15 protein-coding genes are annotated in these 14,343 nt (G+C 61.3%); 9 read left to right on the top strand and 6 right to left on the bottom strand.

Going from position 1 to position 14,343, the window contains the following annotated elements; genetic code table 11:
- Positions 1 to 239 precede the first annotated feature (239 nt).
- The 8 genes from rpmH to BXU06_RS17105 all read left to right on the top strand — a co-directional run bounded on the left by rpmH (position 240) and on the right by BXU06_RS17105 (position 7,210).
- Entirely contained in the window at positions 240 to 374 is a 135-nt protein-coding gene (rpmH, locus tag BXU06_RS17140; protein ID WP_077302504.1) for a 50S ribosomal protein L34, read from the top strand.
- A 5-nt stretch (positions 375 to 379) separates the two neighbouring features.
- The gene (rnpA, locus tag BXU06_RS17135; protein WP_077302502.1) at positions 380 to 760 is read left to right on the top strand and encodes a ribonuclease P protein component; all 381 of its coding nucleotides are present in this window, start codon (positions 380 to 382) and stop codon (positions 758 to 760) included.
- On the top strand, positions 718 to 927 hold the full coding sequence (yidD, locus tag BXU06_RS17130) for a membrane protein insertion efficiency factor YidD (protein ID WP_077302500.1): 210 nt from the start codon (positions 718 to 720) through the stop codon (positions 925 to 927). The genes rnpA and yidD overlap by 43 nt, the downstream gene beginning before the upstream one ends.
- Before the next feature lie 24 nt (positions 928 to 951).
- Positions 952 to 2,622: a membrane protein insertase YidC gene (yidC, locus tag BXU06_RS17125; protein ID WP_077302498.1), complete on the top strand. Its 1,671-nt coding sequence runs from the start codon at positions 952 to 954 to the stop codon at positions 2,620 to 2,622.
- 94 nt (positions 2,623 to 2,716) lie between these two features.
- Entirely contained in the window at positions 2,717 to 4,075 is a 1,359-nt protein-coding gene (mnmE, locus tag BXU06_RS17120) for a tRNA uridine-5-carboxymethylaminomethyl(34) synthesis GTPase MnmE (RefSeq protein WP_077302496.1), read from the top strand.
- A gap of 247 nt (positions 4,076 to 4,322) precedes the next feature.
- Positions 4,323 to 5,066, top strand: a complete 744-nt coding sequence (locus BXU06_RS17115) for a hypothetical protein (protein ID WP_216352508.1) — start codon at positions 4,323 to 4,325, stop codon at positions 5,064 to 5,066.
- A 70-nt stretch (positions 5,067 to 5,136) separates the two neighbouring features.
- On the top strand, positions 5,137 to 6,126 hold the full coding sequence (locus BXU06_RS17110) for an IS5 family transposase (protein ID WP_077302494.1): 990 nt from the start codon (positions 5,137 to 5,139) through the stop codon (positions 6,124 to 6,126).
- 175 nt (positions 6,127 to 6,301) lie between these two features.
- The gene (locus tag BXU06_RS17105; RefSeq protein ID WP_216352507.1) at positions 6,302 to 7,210 is read left to right on the top strand and encodes an AIPR family protein; all 909 of its coding nucleotides are present in this window, start codon (positions 6,302 to 6,304) and stop codon (positions 7,208 to 7,210) included.
- Between the two features lie 92 nt (positions 7,211 to 7,302).
- On the opposite strand, the gene BXU06_RS17100 is transcribed toward BXU06_RS17105, so the two are convergent.
- The 5 genes from BXU06_RS17100 to BXU06_RS17080 all read right to left on the bottom strand — a co-directional run bounded on the left by BXU06_RS17100 (position 7,303) and on the right by BXU06_RS17080 (position 11,459).
- On the bottom strand, positions 7,303 to 7,905 hold the full coding sequence (locus BXU06_RS17100) for a DJ-1/PfpI family protein (protein ID WP_077302490.1): 603 nt from the start codon (positions 7,903 to 7,905) through the stop codon (positions 7,303 to 7,305).
- 19 nt (positions 7,906 to 7,924) lie between these two features.
- Positions 7,925 to 8,596 (bottom strand): protein TolQ, encoded by a 672-nt coding sequence (gene tolQ, locus BXU06_RS17095; protein WP_374754337.1) that lies wholly within the window; start codon positions 8,594 to 8,596, stop codon positions 7,925 to 7,927.
- A 50-nt stretch (positions 8,597 to 8,646) separates the two neighbouring features.
- A complete protein-coding gene (locus BXU06_RS17090) occupies positions 8,647 to 9,207 on the bottom strand; it encodes an L-threonylcarbamoyladenylate synthase (RefSeq protein WP_077302486.1) in 561 nt (186 codons plus the stop codon).
- A gap of 227 nt (positions 9,208 to 9,434) precedes the next feature.
- The gene (locus BXU06_RS17085) at positions 9,435 to 10,649 is read right to left on the bottom strand and encodes an MFS transporter (protein ID WP_077303011.1); all 1,215 of its coding nucleotides are present in this window, start codon (positions 10,647 to 10,649) and stop codon (positions 9,435 to 9,437) included.
- A 165-nt stretch (positions 10,650 to 10,814) separates the two neighbouring features.
- Positions 10,815 to 11,459: an OmpW family protein gene (locus tag BXU06_RS17080; protein ID WP_077302484.1), complete on the bottom strand. Its 645-nt coding sequence runs from the start codon at positions 11,457 to 11,459 to the stop codon at positions 10,815 to 10,817.
- Between the two features lie 297 nt (positions 11,460 to 11,756).
- Here BXU06_RS17080 and ubiD point away from each other — a divergent pair, with 297 nt between their 5' ends.
- On the top strand, positions 11,757 to 13,280 hold the full coding sequence (gene ubiD / locus BXU06_RS17075; protein WP_077302482.1) for a 4-hydroxy-3-polyprenylbenzoate decarboxylase: 1,524 nt from the start codon (positions 11,757 to 11,759) through the stop codon (positions 13,278 to 13,280).
- A gap of 24 nt (positions 13,281 to 13,304) precedes the next feature.
- Here ubiD and BXU06_RS17070 read toward each other — a convergent pair whose 3' ends face one another.
- On the bottom strand, positions 13,305 to 14,321 hold the full coding sequence (locus BXU06_RS17070; RefSeq protein ID WP_077302480.1) for an EAL domain-containing protein: 1,017 nt from the start codon (positions 14,319 to 14,321) through the stop codon (positions 13,305 to 13,307).
- Positions 14,322 to 14,343: the final 22 nt, after the last annotated feature.

Below are 14,343 nucleotides of genomic sequence, written 5' to 3'. Positions count from 1 at the left end.
AACATGCTACGGCGGGCAGCGCGCCACCCGCCCCCAACCCTGCGGCCCCCGGCTCCCGGCCTGGCATTCAGGTGGGCAGGCAAAGCGCAGCAAAATCAGGACTATCGTCCATTCTACTCGTTTAGCGCGCAGTTATCCACAGCCTGACCGGCCCGGATTGCAACATCCAGTTGACAAACCGGCGTCGAGACGGTCTAATCTCGCGTTTATTCTCCTGATTTTCCATAGGGATCAAGCTCATGAAGCGCACTTACCAGCCTTCCGTCGTGCGTCGCAAGCGTACGCACGGCTTCCTCGTTCGCATGAAAACCCGTGGCGGCCGTAGCGTGATTCGCGCCCGCCGCGCCAAGGGTCGTGCTCGCATCGGCGTGTAATCGTCTTGGCGTTCCGCTTTTGCCGGACCCAGCGACTGCTAAAAACGGATGATTTTTCATCCGTTTTTCGTTTGCGCCAATCCCGCACCCAACGCTGGTTTCAGGTGTACGCCCGCCCGAATGGCGGACTGCCGGCCCGGCTGGGTCTGGTAGTAGGCAAACGCACGGCCAAACGCGCCGTGGCGCGCAATTACATCAAACGCACCGTCCGTGAAGTCTTTCGCCTGCAACAGCCGGCGCTGGACGGCGTGGACTTTGTCGTGCGCGCGCGCGAATGCTTCGGCCGCAAGGAAGGTCACGAAGCACGCAAGGCATTGGCCGGATTATTTGCTAAACTGGCGCGATGTCGCGCATCCTCATCGCCCTCGTCCGTTTCTACCAGTTAGCCATCAGTTCATGGCGACCGCCCAGCTGCCGCTTTCATCCCAGCTGTTCGGCCTATGCCGTGGAAGCCATCCAGCGCCACGGCGCGGTCAAGGGCGGCTGGCTGGCACTGCGCCGCATTGGCCGCTGTCACCCCTGGGGTAAAAGCGGCTACGATCCGGTTCCCTAACCCCTCGCAACGGTTGCCCCTCAGATGGATTCCAAACGTTTAATCCTGTTTATCGCGCTGTCGTTCGGCATTTTGCTGCTGTGGCAGGAATTTTTTGCCCCACCGCCCAAGCCGGTGGCTGCCGCTGTTCAAGGTCAGGCCGCGCCAGCCACATCCGCCACCGGTGCCGCGCTGCCCAGTGCCGTGACCAGCACCGCCGCTGACAACACCAGTCTGCCGGCTGGCCAGACGATCAAAGTCACCACCGACCTGTTCAACGCCGAGCTGAACACCGCTGGCGGCGATCTGCGTGGCCTGATTCTGTCGGCCTACACCGCCAACGAAGACGAAAGCAAGCCACTCAAGCTGCTGCAAACCGACGAAGGCCGCACCTATGTGGCACAAACCGGCCTGATCAGCACCGGCAACCCAGCGCTGCCCACCCATCGCACCCTGTTTACCAGCAGCCAGCCGGCCTATGTGCTGACCGACGGGCAAAACAGCCTGGACGTGCGCCTGACCGCGCCGGAAGCCCAGGGCGCGCAGGTGAGCAAGATCTACACCTTTACCCGTGGCAGCTACCTGATTCGCGTGCGTTACGAAATCCGCAACACCGGCACCACGCCGCTGGCGGCCTCTGCCTACTATCGCCTGCTGCGTGACGGCAAGGCACCAGAAGGCGAAAACCGCATGGCCTACACCTTTACCGGCCCGGCGGTCTACACCGATGCCGACAAGTTCCAGAAGGTGAAATTCGAGGACATCGACAAGAACAAGGCCGAATACGCCCGTTCTGCCGACAATGGCTGGGTGTCGATGCTGCAGCATTATTTTGTGTCGGCATGGATTCTGAAAACCAGCGATGGCAAGGGCGTATGCCAGTCGGCACAAGGCTGCCGCTTTGAGCTGAAGCCGGCGTCGGGCGGCTTGTATTCTGCCGGCGTGGTGGTCGATCTGCCCAGCATTGCCGCAGGGGCCACCCACACCATCGACATGCCGCTGTACGCTGGCCCGCAGATTACCCGCCAGCTGCAAGCCACCGCACCAGGCCTGGAGCTGACCAAGGACTATGGCTGGGTCACCATCATCGCCACCCCGCTGTACTGGTTGCTGGAAAAACTGCACACCATGGTCAGTAACTGGGGCTGGGCAATCGTGCTGCTGACCATCATCATCAAGGGCGTGTTCTTCCCGCTGTCGGCGGCCAGCTATCGTTCGATGGCCAAGATGAAGGCCTTGGCCCCGCGTCTGGAACGGCTGAAGGAGCAATACGGCGACGACCGCATGAAGTTCCAGCAGGCGATGATGGACATGTACAAGACCGAAAAGGTCAACCCGCTGGGCGGCTGCCTGCCCATCGTGGTGCAGATTCCGGTGTTCATCGGCCTGTACTGGGCGCTGCTGGCATCGGTCGAGCTGCGTCAGGCACCGTGGCTGGGCTGGATTCATGACCTGACCCGCCCTGACCCGTACTATGTGCTGCCGGCGCTGATGGCCATCACCATGATCGGCCAGACCTTCCTCAACCCGCCGCCTTCCGACCCGGTACAGGCCAAGATGATGAAGATCATGCCGGTGGCTTTCTCGGTGATGTTCTTCTTCTTCCCGGCGGGTCTGGTGCTGTACTGGCTGGTGAACAACATCCTGTCGATTGCCCAGCAGTGGTATATCAACCGCAGCATCGAACAGGCTGAGGCGGCCAAGAAAGTGGGCTGATCCTCTGGCGTTGCCCACGTTTGCTGCACCGGCAAGCCCGTTTCTCCGGAAACGGGCTTGCCTGCATTCATCCCCACGCTTTCAGGAAACCGCCATGTCCACCCCTCGCTTGCCCACCATCGCCGCCATCGCCACCGCCCCCGGACGCGGCGGCATTGGCATCATCCGCCTGTCCGGTCACGATCTGCTGGCCATGGCGCGCACGCTCAGTGGCGGCAAGACGCCCACCCCGCGTCTGGCGCTGTTTACCGACTTTCCCGATGCTGACGGCGAACCGCTGGACAACGGCCTGTTGCTGTATTTTCCGGCACCCCACTCGTTTACCGGCGAAGACGTGATCGAACTGCAAGGCCACGGCGGCCCGGTGGTAATGCAGCGCCTGCTGCGCCACTGCCTGAGCCTGGGCGCACGCCTGGCCGAGCCGGGCGAGTTTACCCGCCGGGCGTTTCTGAATCACAAGCTGGATTTGGCCCAGGCAGAAAGTGTGGCTGATCTGATCGACGCCGCCAGCGAAACCGCCGCTGCCAGCGCGCTGAAGTCGCTGAAAGGGGAATTCTCCCGGCGCATCCACGCACTGGTAGACCAACTGATTCACCTGCGCATGCTGACCGAAGCCACGCTGGATTTTCCCGAAGAAGACGACGTGGACTACCTGGCCGCTGCCGATGCACAAGGCCAGTTGCACGGCATTCAGGCCACGCTGGACGGCGTGCTGGCCAGCGCCCGCCAGGGCGCACTGCTGCGCGAGGGCATGCATGTGGTGCTGGTCGGCCAGCCCAATGTGGGCAAATCCAGCCTGATGAACGCGCTGGCCGGCGACGATATTGCCATCGTCACCGACATTGCCGGCACCACCCGCGACACCGTGCGCGAGCAAATCCTGATTGACGGCATTCCGCTGCACCTCATCGACACTGCCGGCCTGCGCGACACCGACGACGTGGTCGAGCAGCACGGCATCGCCCGCACCTGGGCAGCCGTGGAACGCGCCGACCTGGCCTTGTTGCTGCTGGATGATCGCCACGGCTTGACCGCCGCCGACCAGGCCATTCTTGACCGCCTGCCCGCGCGCTTGCCCCGGCTGGTGGTGCGCAACAAGATTGACCTGAGCGGCCAGCCCGCTGGCCCGCTGGCCGTCAGCGCCCAAGCTGACCCCGAACTGCGCCTGAGCGCCCGTCATGGGGCCGGCGTTGACGCCCTGCGCGCTGCGCTGCTGGCCCAAGTGGGCTGGCAAGGCCACGGCGAAGGCGTGTTTCTGGCCCGCGAACGCCATCTGGATGCACTGCGCCGCGCCCGCGCGCTGCTCGACGCCGCCGAACTGGACTACGCCCACAGCGAGCTGTTTGCCGAACACCTGCGCCTGGCGCAACTGGCGCTGAGCGACATTACCGGGGAATTTACAGCGGATGATTTGCTGGGCGAGATTTTTGGGCGGTTTTGTATTGGGAAGTAAGGTATGGTCCATGGGCGTCTATGTCTAAGGGCACGCTGATTGATTCAGAAAAATCGTGTTTGCCAAAAGCAAAACCCAGCAAAATCAACGCCCTGGATTCCCACCTTCGCGGGAATGACGATTTTTTCAGTGCTTCCCTGGCTACCAAGGAAAGTGGGGGGCAACCTATGCGTAACGCTATCAATCTCACCATTACCGGAAAAAAAAGTACATAGCGCCACGTCAATCATTGAATATGGAGAAGGTCATGAACATCAACGCCAGCATTGTTGACCAGCGCATCGGTGCCATTGTGGTCGAGCATCCTGACTGGCTGCCGACAGGTGACCAGCCCAAGCAAAAATCTGCCGCGTTTGTGCTGTTGTGCATGGCCACCTGCCTGGACCTTCCACTGGAAGATGCGGCAGATCTGGTGACCGATGGGGGTAACGATGCTGGTGTGGATGGATTGCACATTGGTGATGTTGATGATGGTGAGTTCACCGTGACAATTTTTCAGGGCAAATACAAGGCTAGCCTGGAGGGCAATGCCCATTTCCCGGAAAACGGTATCCAGAAAGCGCTGCAAACGGTAGAAGTGCTGTTTGACCCGTCGCGCAAACTCACCTTGAATGAGCGCATTGCTCCCCGCGTCGAGGAAATCCGCTCGCTGATCCGCGATGCTTATATCCCACGCGTCCGGGTGGTCTTGTGCAACAACGGTCAGCGCTGGAATGATATTGCCCAGAGCTGGGTCGATGCTGCCCACAAGGATTGGGGCGACAAGGTGGAATTCGTGCACTTCAACCACGATGCACTGGTCGGTATTCTCCAGCGCAGCAAAAAGGTGGATGCGGCGCTGGTGCTGAGCGGACAGGCCATCGTGGAAGATATGAACTACATGCGGGTACTGGTAGGCCGCGTGTCTGTCCATGAAATCCAGCGACTGTTCGATGAGCATGGCGACCGGTTGCTGGAGCGGAATATCCGTCGTTATCTAGGGACGCACTGATTTATTCCCCGACAGCTGGCCCGAAGCCTCCTGATCTGCGAACATCAGTACATTGAACGTGGATGGTCACATGACAAAGCAAGCCAGCTTTTCCGAACTGGAATACACAACCAAGAAGAAGGTCACGCGGCGCGACCGGTTTCTTGACGAAATCAACAAAGTCACGCCATGGGCCGCCTTGGTCGCGCAGATTGAGCCGTTCTACCCGAAAGGAACAGGCCGGGGCCGACCGCCGATTGGCGTAGCGCGGATGCTGCGAATGTACATCGCCCAACAATGCTTTGGACTCTCAGACGAAGGCATCGAAGACGCCATCTATGACAGCCAGGCCATCCGGGGATTTGTTGGCATAGACCTGTCGCGGGAGTCTGCACCAGACGCCACCACCCTGCTCAAGTTCCGCCGCCTGCTGGAAACGCACCAGCTGACCGAGCGCATCTTCGAGACCATCAACGCCCTACTGGCCGCGAAGGGCCTGATCCTCAAGGAAGGCACGGTTGTTGACGCCACCATCATTGCTGCGCCGTCCTCGACCAAAAATCGAAGCGGTGAGCGTGATCCTGAAATGCATCAGACCAAAAAGGGCAACCAGTGGTACTTCGGCATGAAAGCGCACATTGGGGTGGATGCTGAAACGGGCATCGTGCATACCCTGGTCACCACGTCAGCCAACATCAACGATGTCACCCAGGCGCATGCCTTGCTGCATGGCGAAGAGCGGCTTGCCTTTGGCGATGCAGGCTACCAGGGGGTTGAGAAGCGGGAAGAGAACCGGGGCAGGCGGGTTGAATGGGAAATTGCCATGCGTGCGGGCAAGCGCAAGGCGTTGCCGGATACGCCGGTCGGACGACTGCAGGAGCGGATCGAACAGGCCAGGGCCAGGATCCGGGCCAAGGTTGAACATCCATTCAAGATCATCAAGAACCTCTTCGGCATGAAGAAGGTGTCCTACCGTGGGCTGGCGAAGAACACGGCGCGGCTGCACACCCTTTTTGGGTTGGCGAATCTGTTGACGGTCAAGCGGCGACTGTTTGCGCTGAACACCCAAGGTGCGTCCTGAAAGGGGGAAATGAGGAAATTTGCCGCCCAACAGGGTGAAGACTGACCGAAAATGACGGTGAGCAGGCATTTTTTACTCGCCAAAGCGCTCATGCCGAATCGATGCGGCCCGCTTCGGTCTTCTTCGGTGAAATGCTGATTTTTTCAGCGCGTCCCTAGGCCTGCATACCAACCGGGTGAACACGGCGATCCACGCGACACTGCTTGATCCGGCAAAGTCGGAAAACTTCTATTTTTACAATAACGGCATTACTGTGGTTTGCGATAAGTTCGACTATAACGCCTTCCAGAAATCGGATTACAAGGTGCAATTGAAGAATATGCAGGTCATCAATGGCGGGCAAACTTGCAAGACTATCCAGGAAACCCTGAGCGGCCAGCGCGATGACAGGGCGGGCGAGTCGGCCTATGTCATGATCCGCATCTACCAACTGGCCGAAAACCATAAAGACTTTGTCAACGATATCACCTACGCCACCAATAGCCAAAATCCAGTGGATTTGCGCGACCTGCATTCCAATGACGAAATCCAGAAGGCACTGGAACTTGGCATTCAGGAATTGGGCTACAGCTACAAACGCCAACGTGAAGAGGGCGGAGGCGGGTCCAATGTCATTACCAGCTCCATCGTCGCTGAGGCCGTGTTGACCATCTGGCGTCAGCGTCCTCACCAGGCTAAGTTCCTGCGCCGGGAGCATTTTGGCAAGCTCTACAACGATATTTTTACCGGCCTCAATAGTGCCCAGGCAGTCCTGGCCGTGTTGATTTTTCGTGACGTGGAAAACGAGCGAAAACGGCCATCGCGGCCCAATCCAGCTGAATTTATTCCTTATGCATCACACTATCTGTCAATGCTCATTGGCAGACATGTATTACAGGAGTCTGGTATCGCCCTGGATGAATTGACGCACCGTAATTTTGTTGATGTGCTGGCACGCTACCAAGCCCTGCGAGAGGCGTACTACCAGCAGGCCATTGACGCAATTTCAGATGCCTTGAAGAAAAATTACGGTGACCGGGCCATTTCCCTGCAACAGCTGTCGGCCACATTCCGACGGGGAGATCTACTGGCGGTATTGGATTGAAGCACATGCGGGGTCGGGCAACACAATCACTTGCCACCTTGAACGAGTGTGCTGGTCAGGTTTTTTTTAAAATACACTGACACGGCGCGCATTCACCCCACCAGATACGGCCCGATCTGCGCCATCACCCCAGCCACGTAGCGGTCTTTTTCTCCCACCGGGGCCACATAGTGCAGCGCTGCTTCGGCGGCGGCCTGGCCTTCCAGCCGGGCAATCACCCAGGCCGCCAGATAAGGGGAGGCCAGGCAGCCGCCAGCCGTGGCCAGGTTTTGCCGGGCAAAGAAAGCCTGGTTCAACACGCTGACGCCGGCTTCTTCCACCCAGGGCTGGGTAATCAGGTCGGTACACGCTGGCACGTCTGCCAGCAAGCCCAGTCGGGCCAATACCAGCGTGCCGGAGCATTGCGCGCCAATCAGCTGGCGGGTGGGATCCAGCGTCAGGCTGGCCATCAGCGCGGCGTCGTTGACCACCTGACGGGTGAGCATGCCGCTGCCCACCAGCACCGCATCGGCCTGCGCCGCCTGGGCCAGCGAGCATTGCGCGCTGACCGTCACCCCGTTCATGGATTCCACCTGCGCCTGCGGGCTGGCAATCGACACCCGCCAGCCGGGTTTTTTCACCCGGTTGAGAATACCCAGGGCAATGAACGAATCCAGCTCGTTGAAGCCGTCGAAGGTGAGGATGGCGATGTGCATGTGGGGAGCCCGTTCGCGCTTAGCCGTTGCTGCTGCGCGCCGCCTGGCGTTGCAGGATATTGGAAAATTCTTCGCCAAAGGTGTCAAAGCGGGTGGCAAAGCGGTCGGTGTCGTGGGCAAAGCGGTTGTACGCCACCACAGCTGGAATGGCGGCAAACAGGCCGATGGCGGTGGCAATCAGCGCTTCGGCAATCCCCGGTGCCACGGTGGACAGCGTGGCGCTGCCGGCGTTGCCCAGGCCGATAAAGGCATGCATGATGCCCCACACCGTGCCAAACAGGCCGATATACGGGCTGACCGAGCCGACCGTGGCCAGAAATGCGGTGTGGCGGTCCAGTTCGTCCAGTTCGCGCTGGGCGGCGGCCTTCATCGCCCGGCGGGTGCCGTCCATCAAGTCGGACAACTCCACCCCGGACTGGCGGCGCAACTTGAGAAACTCGCCAAAGCCCGCCTGAAAGATTTTTTCCATGCCCATGCTGGTCTGACTGGCCGACACCCGCTGATACATGCTGTTCAGGTCGGCACCGCTCCAGAAGGTGCGTTCAAATTCGTCGGTGCTGCGCCCGACGGCGCGCAGGGTGAGGACTTTGCTGACGATATAGCTCCACGACACCACCGACAGGCCCACCAGCAAGGCCATGATCAATTGCACCGGCAAGCTGGCGTGCATGATCAGCGAAACCATAGACAGGGAAGATCCGTTTTCCACGATGTAACAATCCTTGCAGAACGGGCGGGAGCCTAGCGCAGCACCCGTCCGGTTTCAAAATCGATAATGGTTGACGGCTGCCGGCGCTGGCCGATGCGGCCAGGCACGGTCAGCGCGCGGGCACCAAACTGGCGCTGGCAGGCGCGGGCGCTTTTCAGCGCGCGCGCGCCAGCGCGATTGGCCGACGTGGACACCAGCGCGCTGCCCAGCCGCTGGCACAGCCGCACGGTGTCCGGGTGGGCGCTGATGCGCACCGCCAGCTTGCGGTGCCGTCCGCGTAATAACGGCAGCACCCGGCGCGATGCCGGCAGCAGCAGCGTTACCGGGCCGGGCCAGTAGTCGGCCAGCCGGGCCTGTTCGGCCAGCGACAGCGGGGCCACATAGGGGGCCAGTTGTGCCCAGCTGGCCCCCACCACAATCATCCCCTTGTGCATGGGCCGGCGCTTGAGCGCCAGAATCCGGCGCAGGCCATGCGCCGAAGCGGGATGGCAACCCAGGCCAAAGCAGGATTCGGTGGGATAGGCCAGTACGCCGCCAGCCGCCAGGCTGGCCTGGGCGCGCCGACGCAGGGAAAAACCAGGTTCACGCAACATTCGGGCAACAACAGACAAAAACGGTATTGTGGCAGAAAACCCCGCCATCGCGGGCAACAGACCCGGCCAGGCCGGGAAAGTTCGCGCCAATGGGCCGGTTTGGCCGCCCTCGCGTGCTCAGCACAGGCCGATCTGACTGGCAAACTGCAGCACCATGCCTGGGCGCAAATAGCCGGCAAAGCCCAGTGCCAGCACCAGCAGCAGCAAGACCCAGCCCCAGCGCGGCATCATGGCTGCGTCGCCAGCCGGGCCAACGGCGTTTCCCGAATCGGCCAGGCCGCCAGCCCGGCCAGCACCCCCAGGGCAATGCTGGCCAGCCAGATCAACTGATAACTGCCGGTCAGGTCAAACATCCGCCCGCCCAGCCATACCCCCAAAAAACTGCCAATCTGGTGGGCAAAAAAGGCAAAGCCACCCAGCATGGCCAGGTAGTGCACGCCAAACACCTGCGCCACCAGGCCATTGGTCAGCGGCACGGTGGACAGCCATAAAAAGCCCATCACTGAGGCAAACACCATCGCACTGGCCGGCGACAGCGGCAGCAGTAAAAACACCACGATGGTGATGCTGCGCGACACATAAATGCCAGCCAGCAGCCGCGCCTTGCTCCAGCGCCCACCCCACTGGCCAAACAGATAGGTGCCAAACACATTGAACAGCCCGATCAAGGCCAGACAGGTGGTGCCCACCTTGGCGTCCAGCCCCTGATCCACCAGATACGACGGCAGGTGCATGCCGATGAACACCACCTGAAAGCCACACACCAGATAGCTGAAACACAGCAGCAGATAGCCGCGTTCGTTCAAGGCTTCCAGCAGCGCGGCGCGGGCCGACTGGCGGGGGGGCTGGTGACCCGCCTGCGCCGAGGCCGGGGTCAGCGCCAGGCCAGCGGGCACAATGCCGGCCACCAGCACGGCAAATACCAATAAGGTTAGCGACCAGCCCAGCCCATCTATCAGCCCTTGGCCAATCGGCAGCATCAGAAACTGCCCCAGCGAGCCGGCAGCACCCACCATGCCCATGGCCCGGCTGCGATCCGCTGCCGCCACATGGCGGCCAATTTCGCCGTACACCACGCTATATGTAGTGCCAGACAGCGCCAGACCAATCAGCAGCCCGGCAGAACCCAGCATCGCCCCCGGCGTGGTGGACAGCGCCATCAAGGCCAGGCCAAGCACATAACACAGCGCACCGCCCAGCAGCGCCCGCCGCCCGCCCCAGCGGTCGGCCAGCATGCCGGTAATCGGCTGAAATGCACCCCACAGCAGGTTTTGCACGGCAATTGCCAGGGCAAACACTTCCCGGCCCCAGCCCAGATCTTGGGATACGGGCGAGAGAAACAGGCCAAAGGTATGTCGCACGCCCATCGCCAGGGTGACAATCAAGCCACCAAACAGCACGATGCGCGACAGTGGAAGCGGGGAAGAAACAGACGGGGACATGGGCGAACGCAGCCGGGCAAAGCGGATATTCTGACACTTTTGCCGGTGGCTCAAACGAAAAAAACGGCGTATCAATCATGATACGCCGCCCAAACGAGGGTGCTACACGAGAAAAACTCGCTGGCTGCCCGCTTGGCGGGCAGCGCTCAAACCCGTCAGGGGTTCTTAGAACTTCATGCCAACGCCAACACCGAACACCAGCGGGTTGATTTCCAGCTTGCCCAGGCTCACGCCGTTGATGGCACCGCTGCTGCCGGTGGCCTTGGTGTCGATCCAGATTTTCTTCAGGTCAACGTTCAGGAACACGCTCTTGGTCACCGGGATGTCCACGCCAACTTGCAGGGCCGGACCAAAGCTGTTTTTCTTGATGGACACGCTGCCCACTTCAGTGCTCAGGCCGCCAGCGCGGTAGAAGCGGGTGTAGTTCAGGCCAGCGCCAACGTACGGACGGACGGAGCCTTCCGGGTTGAAGTGGTATTGCAGGGTCAGGGTCGGCGGCAGAACGCTAACCTTGCCGATGGAACCATTGCCACCACCCAGTGCAGCGCGATTGGCGGTCACGGTGTGACGCGAGGTGCCCAGAATCAGTTCGGCACCAATGTTGTTGGTGATCATGTAGGTGAAGTCGAGTTCCGGGATGGTGTCGTCGTCAACACTGGCGCTCAGCGGTGCATTCAGCAGGCCGGTGGTCTTGACGTCCGGATTGACATTGATCACGCGGAAGCGAGCAAGGATGTCGCCCTGGGCGGCCATGGCGGCGGAAGAAGCGAGGGCAGCGCCTGCGCACAGTGCCAATGCGATTTTTTTCATGGTTTTCTCTCCTGATGTTCCCGATATCAAACGATGTGTTTGGGGTTAACCTGTCATGGCTTGGCAGATGCCGTTGCGTGTTTTTCCGCAACATGTCAACAACCCCCATGCTTAGGTCATGGATGCTACCGGAAAACCGCACATCAGGTTATTGATCTGACTCAAACAAACCCGGCGAAGCGTCAGAATTCGCCCCAAGTGTGGCATCCACACGCCAATCAGGGGTATTTCGGCCCGCTGTCTTGGCCGGGTTGGGGCTGGTAGACTGCGCCGATGCCGTTTTTGCCGAGCCCTCCCATGAAATACCGCGACCTGCGCGACTTTATTGCCCAGCTGGAAAGCCAGCACGAACTGCGCCGCATCCGCGTGCCGGTGTCCACCCGACTGGAAATGACCGAAATCTGCGACCGCGTGCTGCGCGCTGGCGGGCCGGCGCTGCTGTTTGAGCAACCACAAGGCCACCACATGCCCGTGCTGGGCAACCTGTTTGGCACGCCGCGCCGGGTGGCACTGGGCATGGGGGCCAGCGAGGTATCGGCGCTGCGCGAAATTGGCCAGTTATTGTCCTATCTGAAGGAGCCGGAGCCACCCAAGGGGCTGCGTGACCTGTGGGACAAATGGCCCGTGTTCAAGAATGTGCTGAACATGGCACCCAAATCCATCCGCCAGGCACCGTGCCAGGAGCAGGTACTGGAAGGCACCGAAGTTGATCTGGGCCAGCTGCCGGTGCAGCACTGCTGGCCGGGCGATGTGGCGCCGCTGATTACCTGGGGGCTGACCGTCACCCGTGGCCCGCACAAAAAGCGCCAGAACCTGGGCATTTATCGCCAGCAGGTGATTGGCCGCAATCAGGTGATCATGCGCTGGTTGGCGCATCGCGGCGGCGCGCTGGATTTTCGCGAGCACAAGCGCGCCCATCCGGGCCAGCCGTTTCCTGTCTCGGTGGTACTGGGCTGCGACCCGGCCACCATTCTGGGCGCGGTCACACCAGTGCCCGACACCCTGTCGGAATACCAGTTTGCCGGCCTGCTGCGCGGCAGCCGCACCGAGCTGGCCCACTGCATTGGCAACGACCTGACTGTGCCGGCCTACGCCGAGCTGGTGCTGGAAGGCCGGCTCACCCCGGTCGAGCCAGGCTTTACCGGAGTCAGCGAACACGGCGTGCCGTTGAAAGAGCAGGAAGGCTTTCTGGCCGCGCTGGAAGGCCCGTATGGCGACCACACCGGCTATTACAACGAGCAGGACTGGTTTCCGGTGTTCACCATCGACCGCATCACCCGCCGCCGCGACGCGATTTACCACAGCACCTACACCGGCAAGCCGATTGACGAACCGGCGGTGCTGGGCGTGGCGCTGAACGAGGTGTTCGTGCCCATCCTGCAAAAGCAGTTTCCCGAAATCGTCGATTTCTACCTGCCACCAGAGGGTTGCAGCTATCGGATGGCAGTGGTCAGCATCAAAAAGCAATACCCCGGCCACGCCAAGCGGGTGATGATGGGGGTGTGGAGCTTCTTGCGCCAGTTCATGTACACCAAGTTTATTGTGGTGGTAGACGACGACGTGAACACCCGTGACTGGAACGAAGTGATCTGGGCCATCACCACACGCATGGACCCGGTGCGCGACACGATGCTGGTGGAAAACACCCCGATTGATTATCTGGACTTTGCCAGCCCGGTATCCGGGCTGGGCGGCAAGATGGGGCTGGATGCCACCAACAAGCTGCCAGGGGAAACCCAGCGTGAATGGGGCACACCGATTGTGATGGACGCAGCAGTGAAGACCAGGGTGGACGCCATGTGGCAGTCGCTGGGGCTGTGAGGACGCAGGATGACATTGTGCCGGTTAGCGGCAAGCAGCGGGCAGCAGCTTGCTCACCCAACTGCCCTGCAAGCCATCGCAACCCGCTTCGCGGGCCAGCTCGGCGTGGCGGGCAGAATCCACCCCCTCGGCCACCACCTGACAGCCCGCCTGATGCAGCACGGTCACCGCCTGGGGCAGCGCGGCGCGCGCGCACGGAATCGACAGGGCCCGGTGCAACAGCCGCTCGTGCAGCTTCACCGCATCAGGCTCCAGCAGCCATACCCGGGGCAGGCTCAGCTCGGACACGCCAAAATCGTCCAGCGCAATGCGAAAGCCAAAGCGCCGGTAGCTCTGGATGCAGCGCTGCAAACGCAGCAGGTCGCATTCTTCCTCATCGACAATTTCCAGCGTCACCTGCGATGGCAACAAGCCTAACTCGGCAATGGCCTCGGCAAAAAACTCACCGTGCCCCTCCGGTAGATTGAGCAGATGCAGCGCATGCACATTCAGATGCAGCGGCCCCCCCACCAACCCACGCCGGACAAAGTTCAGGCTATGCACCACCCGGCACAGACGGTCGAGCAGCACGGTGCGCGTCGGCGCGCGCTCCACCGCAAACAGCAGCGGTGCCGCCACCGCGTGCCCGGCCGGGCCGGTGATCCGCAGCAGCGCCTTGTGGCCAATCACTTGCTGCGACTGCGCCGCGACAATCGGCTGAAACACGCTGCTGAGTTGCCATTCGTCAAACGTAGCCACCACCTGCTGCTTGCGATTGAGCTGCAAACTGTTGGCCGGGTGCCCGGCGGCAATAAAGCGCTGGTTGAAACGCTGCAGCAATGGATCTTCTTCCACCACCCGCCGCGCCCGGCCAGGCCGCGCCGGGGAGGCGGGTGGCGTGGGCACCGGCGGAATAGGGGCGGCCACCCGTGGCACATAGTGCGCCATCAAGGCCGGATCGAGCACCGCCAGCAAAGGCATGCGCACAGGCCGACCCGCTGCTGAGGCAGCCTCCGCCGAGCCGTCTGGCAGCGGAATTTCAGAGGAAACAGGCAAGGACATGGCAAGCGCCGCAAGGCATCCA

This window comes from Aquaspirillum sp. LM1 (genome assembly GCF_002002905.1).
Lineage (GTDB): Bacteria > Pseudomonadota > Gammaproteobacteria > Burkholderiales > Aquaspirillaceae > Rivihabitans.
The sequence above is the reverse complement of the archived record's forward strand: the minus strand, read 5'-3'. Positions and strand labels throughout refer to the sequence as shown.

What these genes read in the sequence shown, in the direction of transcription:
- rpmH (WP_077302504.1), top strand. Translation starts at nt 240, where the DNA reads ATGAAGCGCACTTACCAGCCTTCCGTCGTGCGTCGCAAGCGTACGCAC.
- yidD (WP_077302500.1), top strand. Translation starts at nt 718, where the DNA reads ATGTCGCGCATCCTCATCGCCCTCGTCCGTTTCTACCAGTTAGCCATC.
- yidC (WP_077302498.1), top strand. Translation starts at nt 952, where the DNA reads ATGGATTCCAAACGTTTAATCCTGTTTATCGCGCTGTCGTTCGGCATT.
- mnmE (WP_077302496.1), top strand. Translation starts at nt 2,717, where the DNA reads ATGTCCACCCCTCGCTTGCCCACCATCGCCGCCATCGCCACCGCCCCC.
- BXU06_RS17115 (WP_216352508.1), top strand. Translation starts at nt 4,323, where the DNA reads ATGAACATCAACGCCAGCATTGTTGACCAGCGCATCGGTGCCATTGTG.
- BXU06_RS17110 (WP_077302494.1), top strand. Translation starts at nt 5,137, where the DNA reads ATGACAAAGCAAGCCAGCTTTTCCGAACTGGAATACACAACCAAGAAG.
- BXU06_RS17100 (WP_077302490.1), bottom strand. Translation starts at nt 7,905, where the DNA reads ATGCACATCGCCATCCTCACCTTCGACGGCTTCAACGAGCTGGATTCG.
- BXU06_RS17090 (WP_077302486.1), bottom strand. Translation starts at nt 9,207, where the DNA reads ATGTTGCGTGAACCTGGTTTTTCCCTGCGTCGGCGCGCCCAGGCCAGC.
- BXU06_RS17085 (WP_077303011.1), bottom strand. Translation starts at nt 10,649, where the DNA reads ATGTCCCCGTCTGTTTCTTCCCCGCTTCCACTGTCGCGCATCGTGCTG.
- BXU06_RS17080 (WP_077302484.1), bottom strand. Translation starts at nt 11,459, where the DNA reads ATGAAAAAAATCGCATTGGCACTGTGCGCAGGCGCTGCCCTCGCTTCT.
- ubiD (WP_077302482.1), top strand. Translation starts at nt 11,757, where the DNA reads ATGAAATACCGCGACCTGCGCGACTTTATTGCCCAGCTGGAAAGCCAG.
- BXU06_RS17070 (WP_077302480.1), bottom strand. Translation starts at nt 14,321, where the DNA reads ATGTCCTTGCCTGTTTCCTCTGAAATTCCGCTGCCAGACGGCTCGGCG.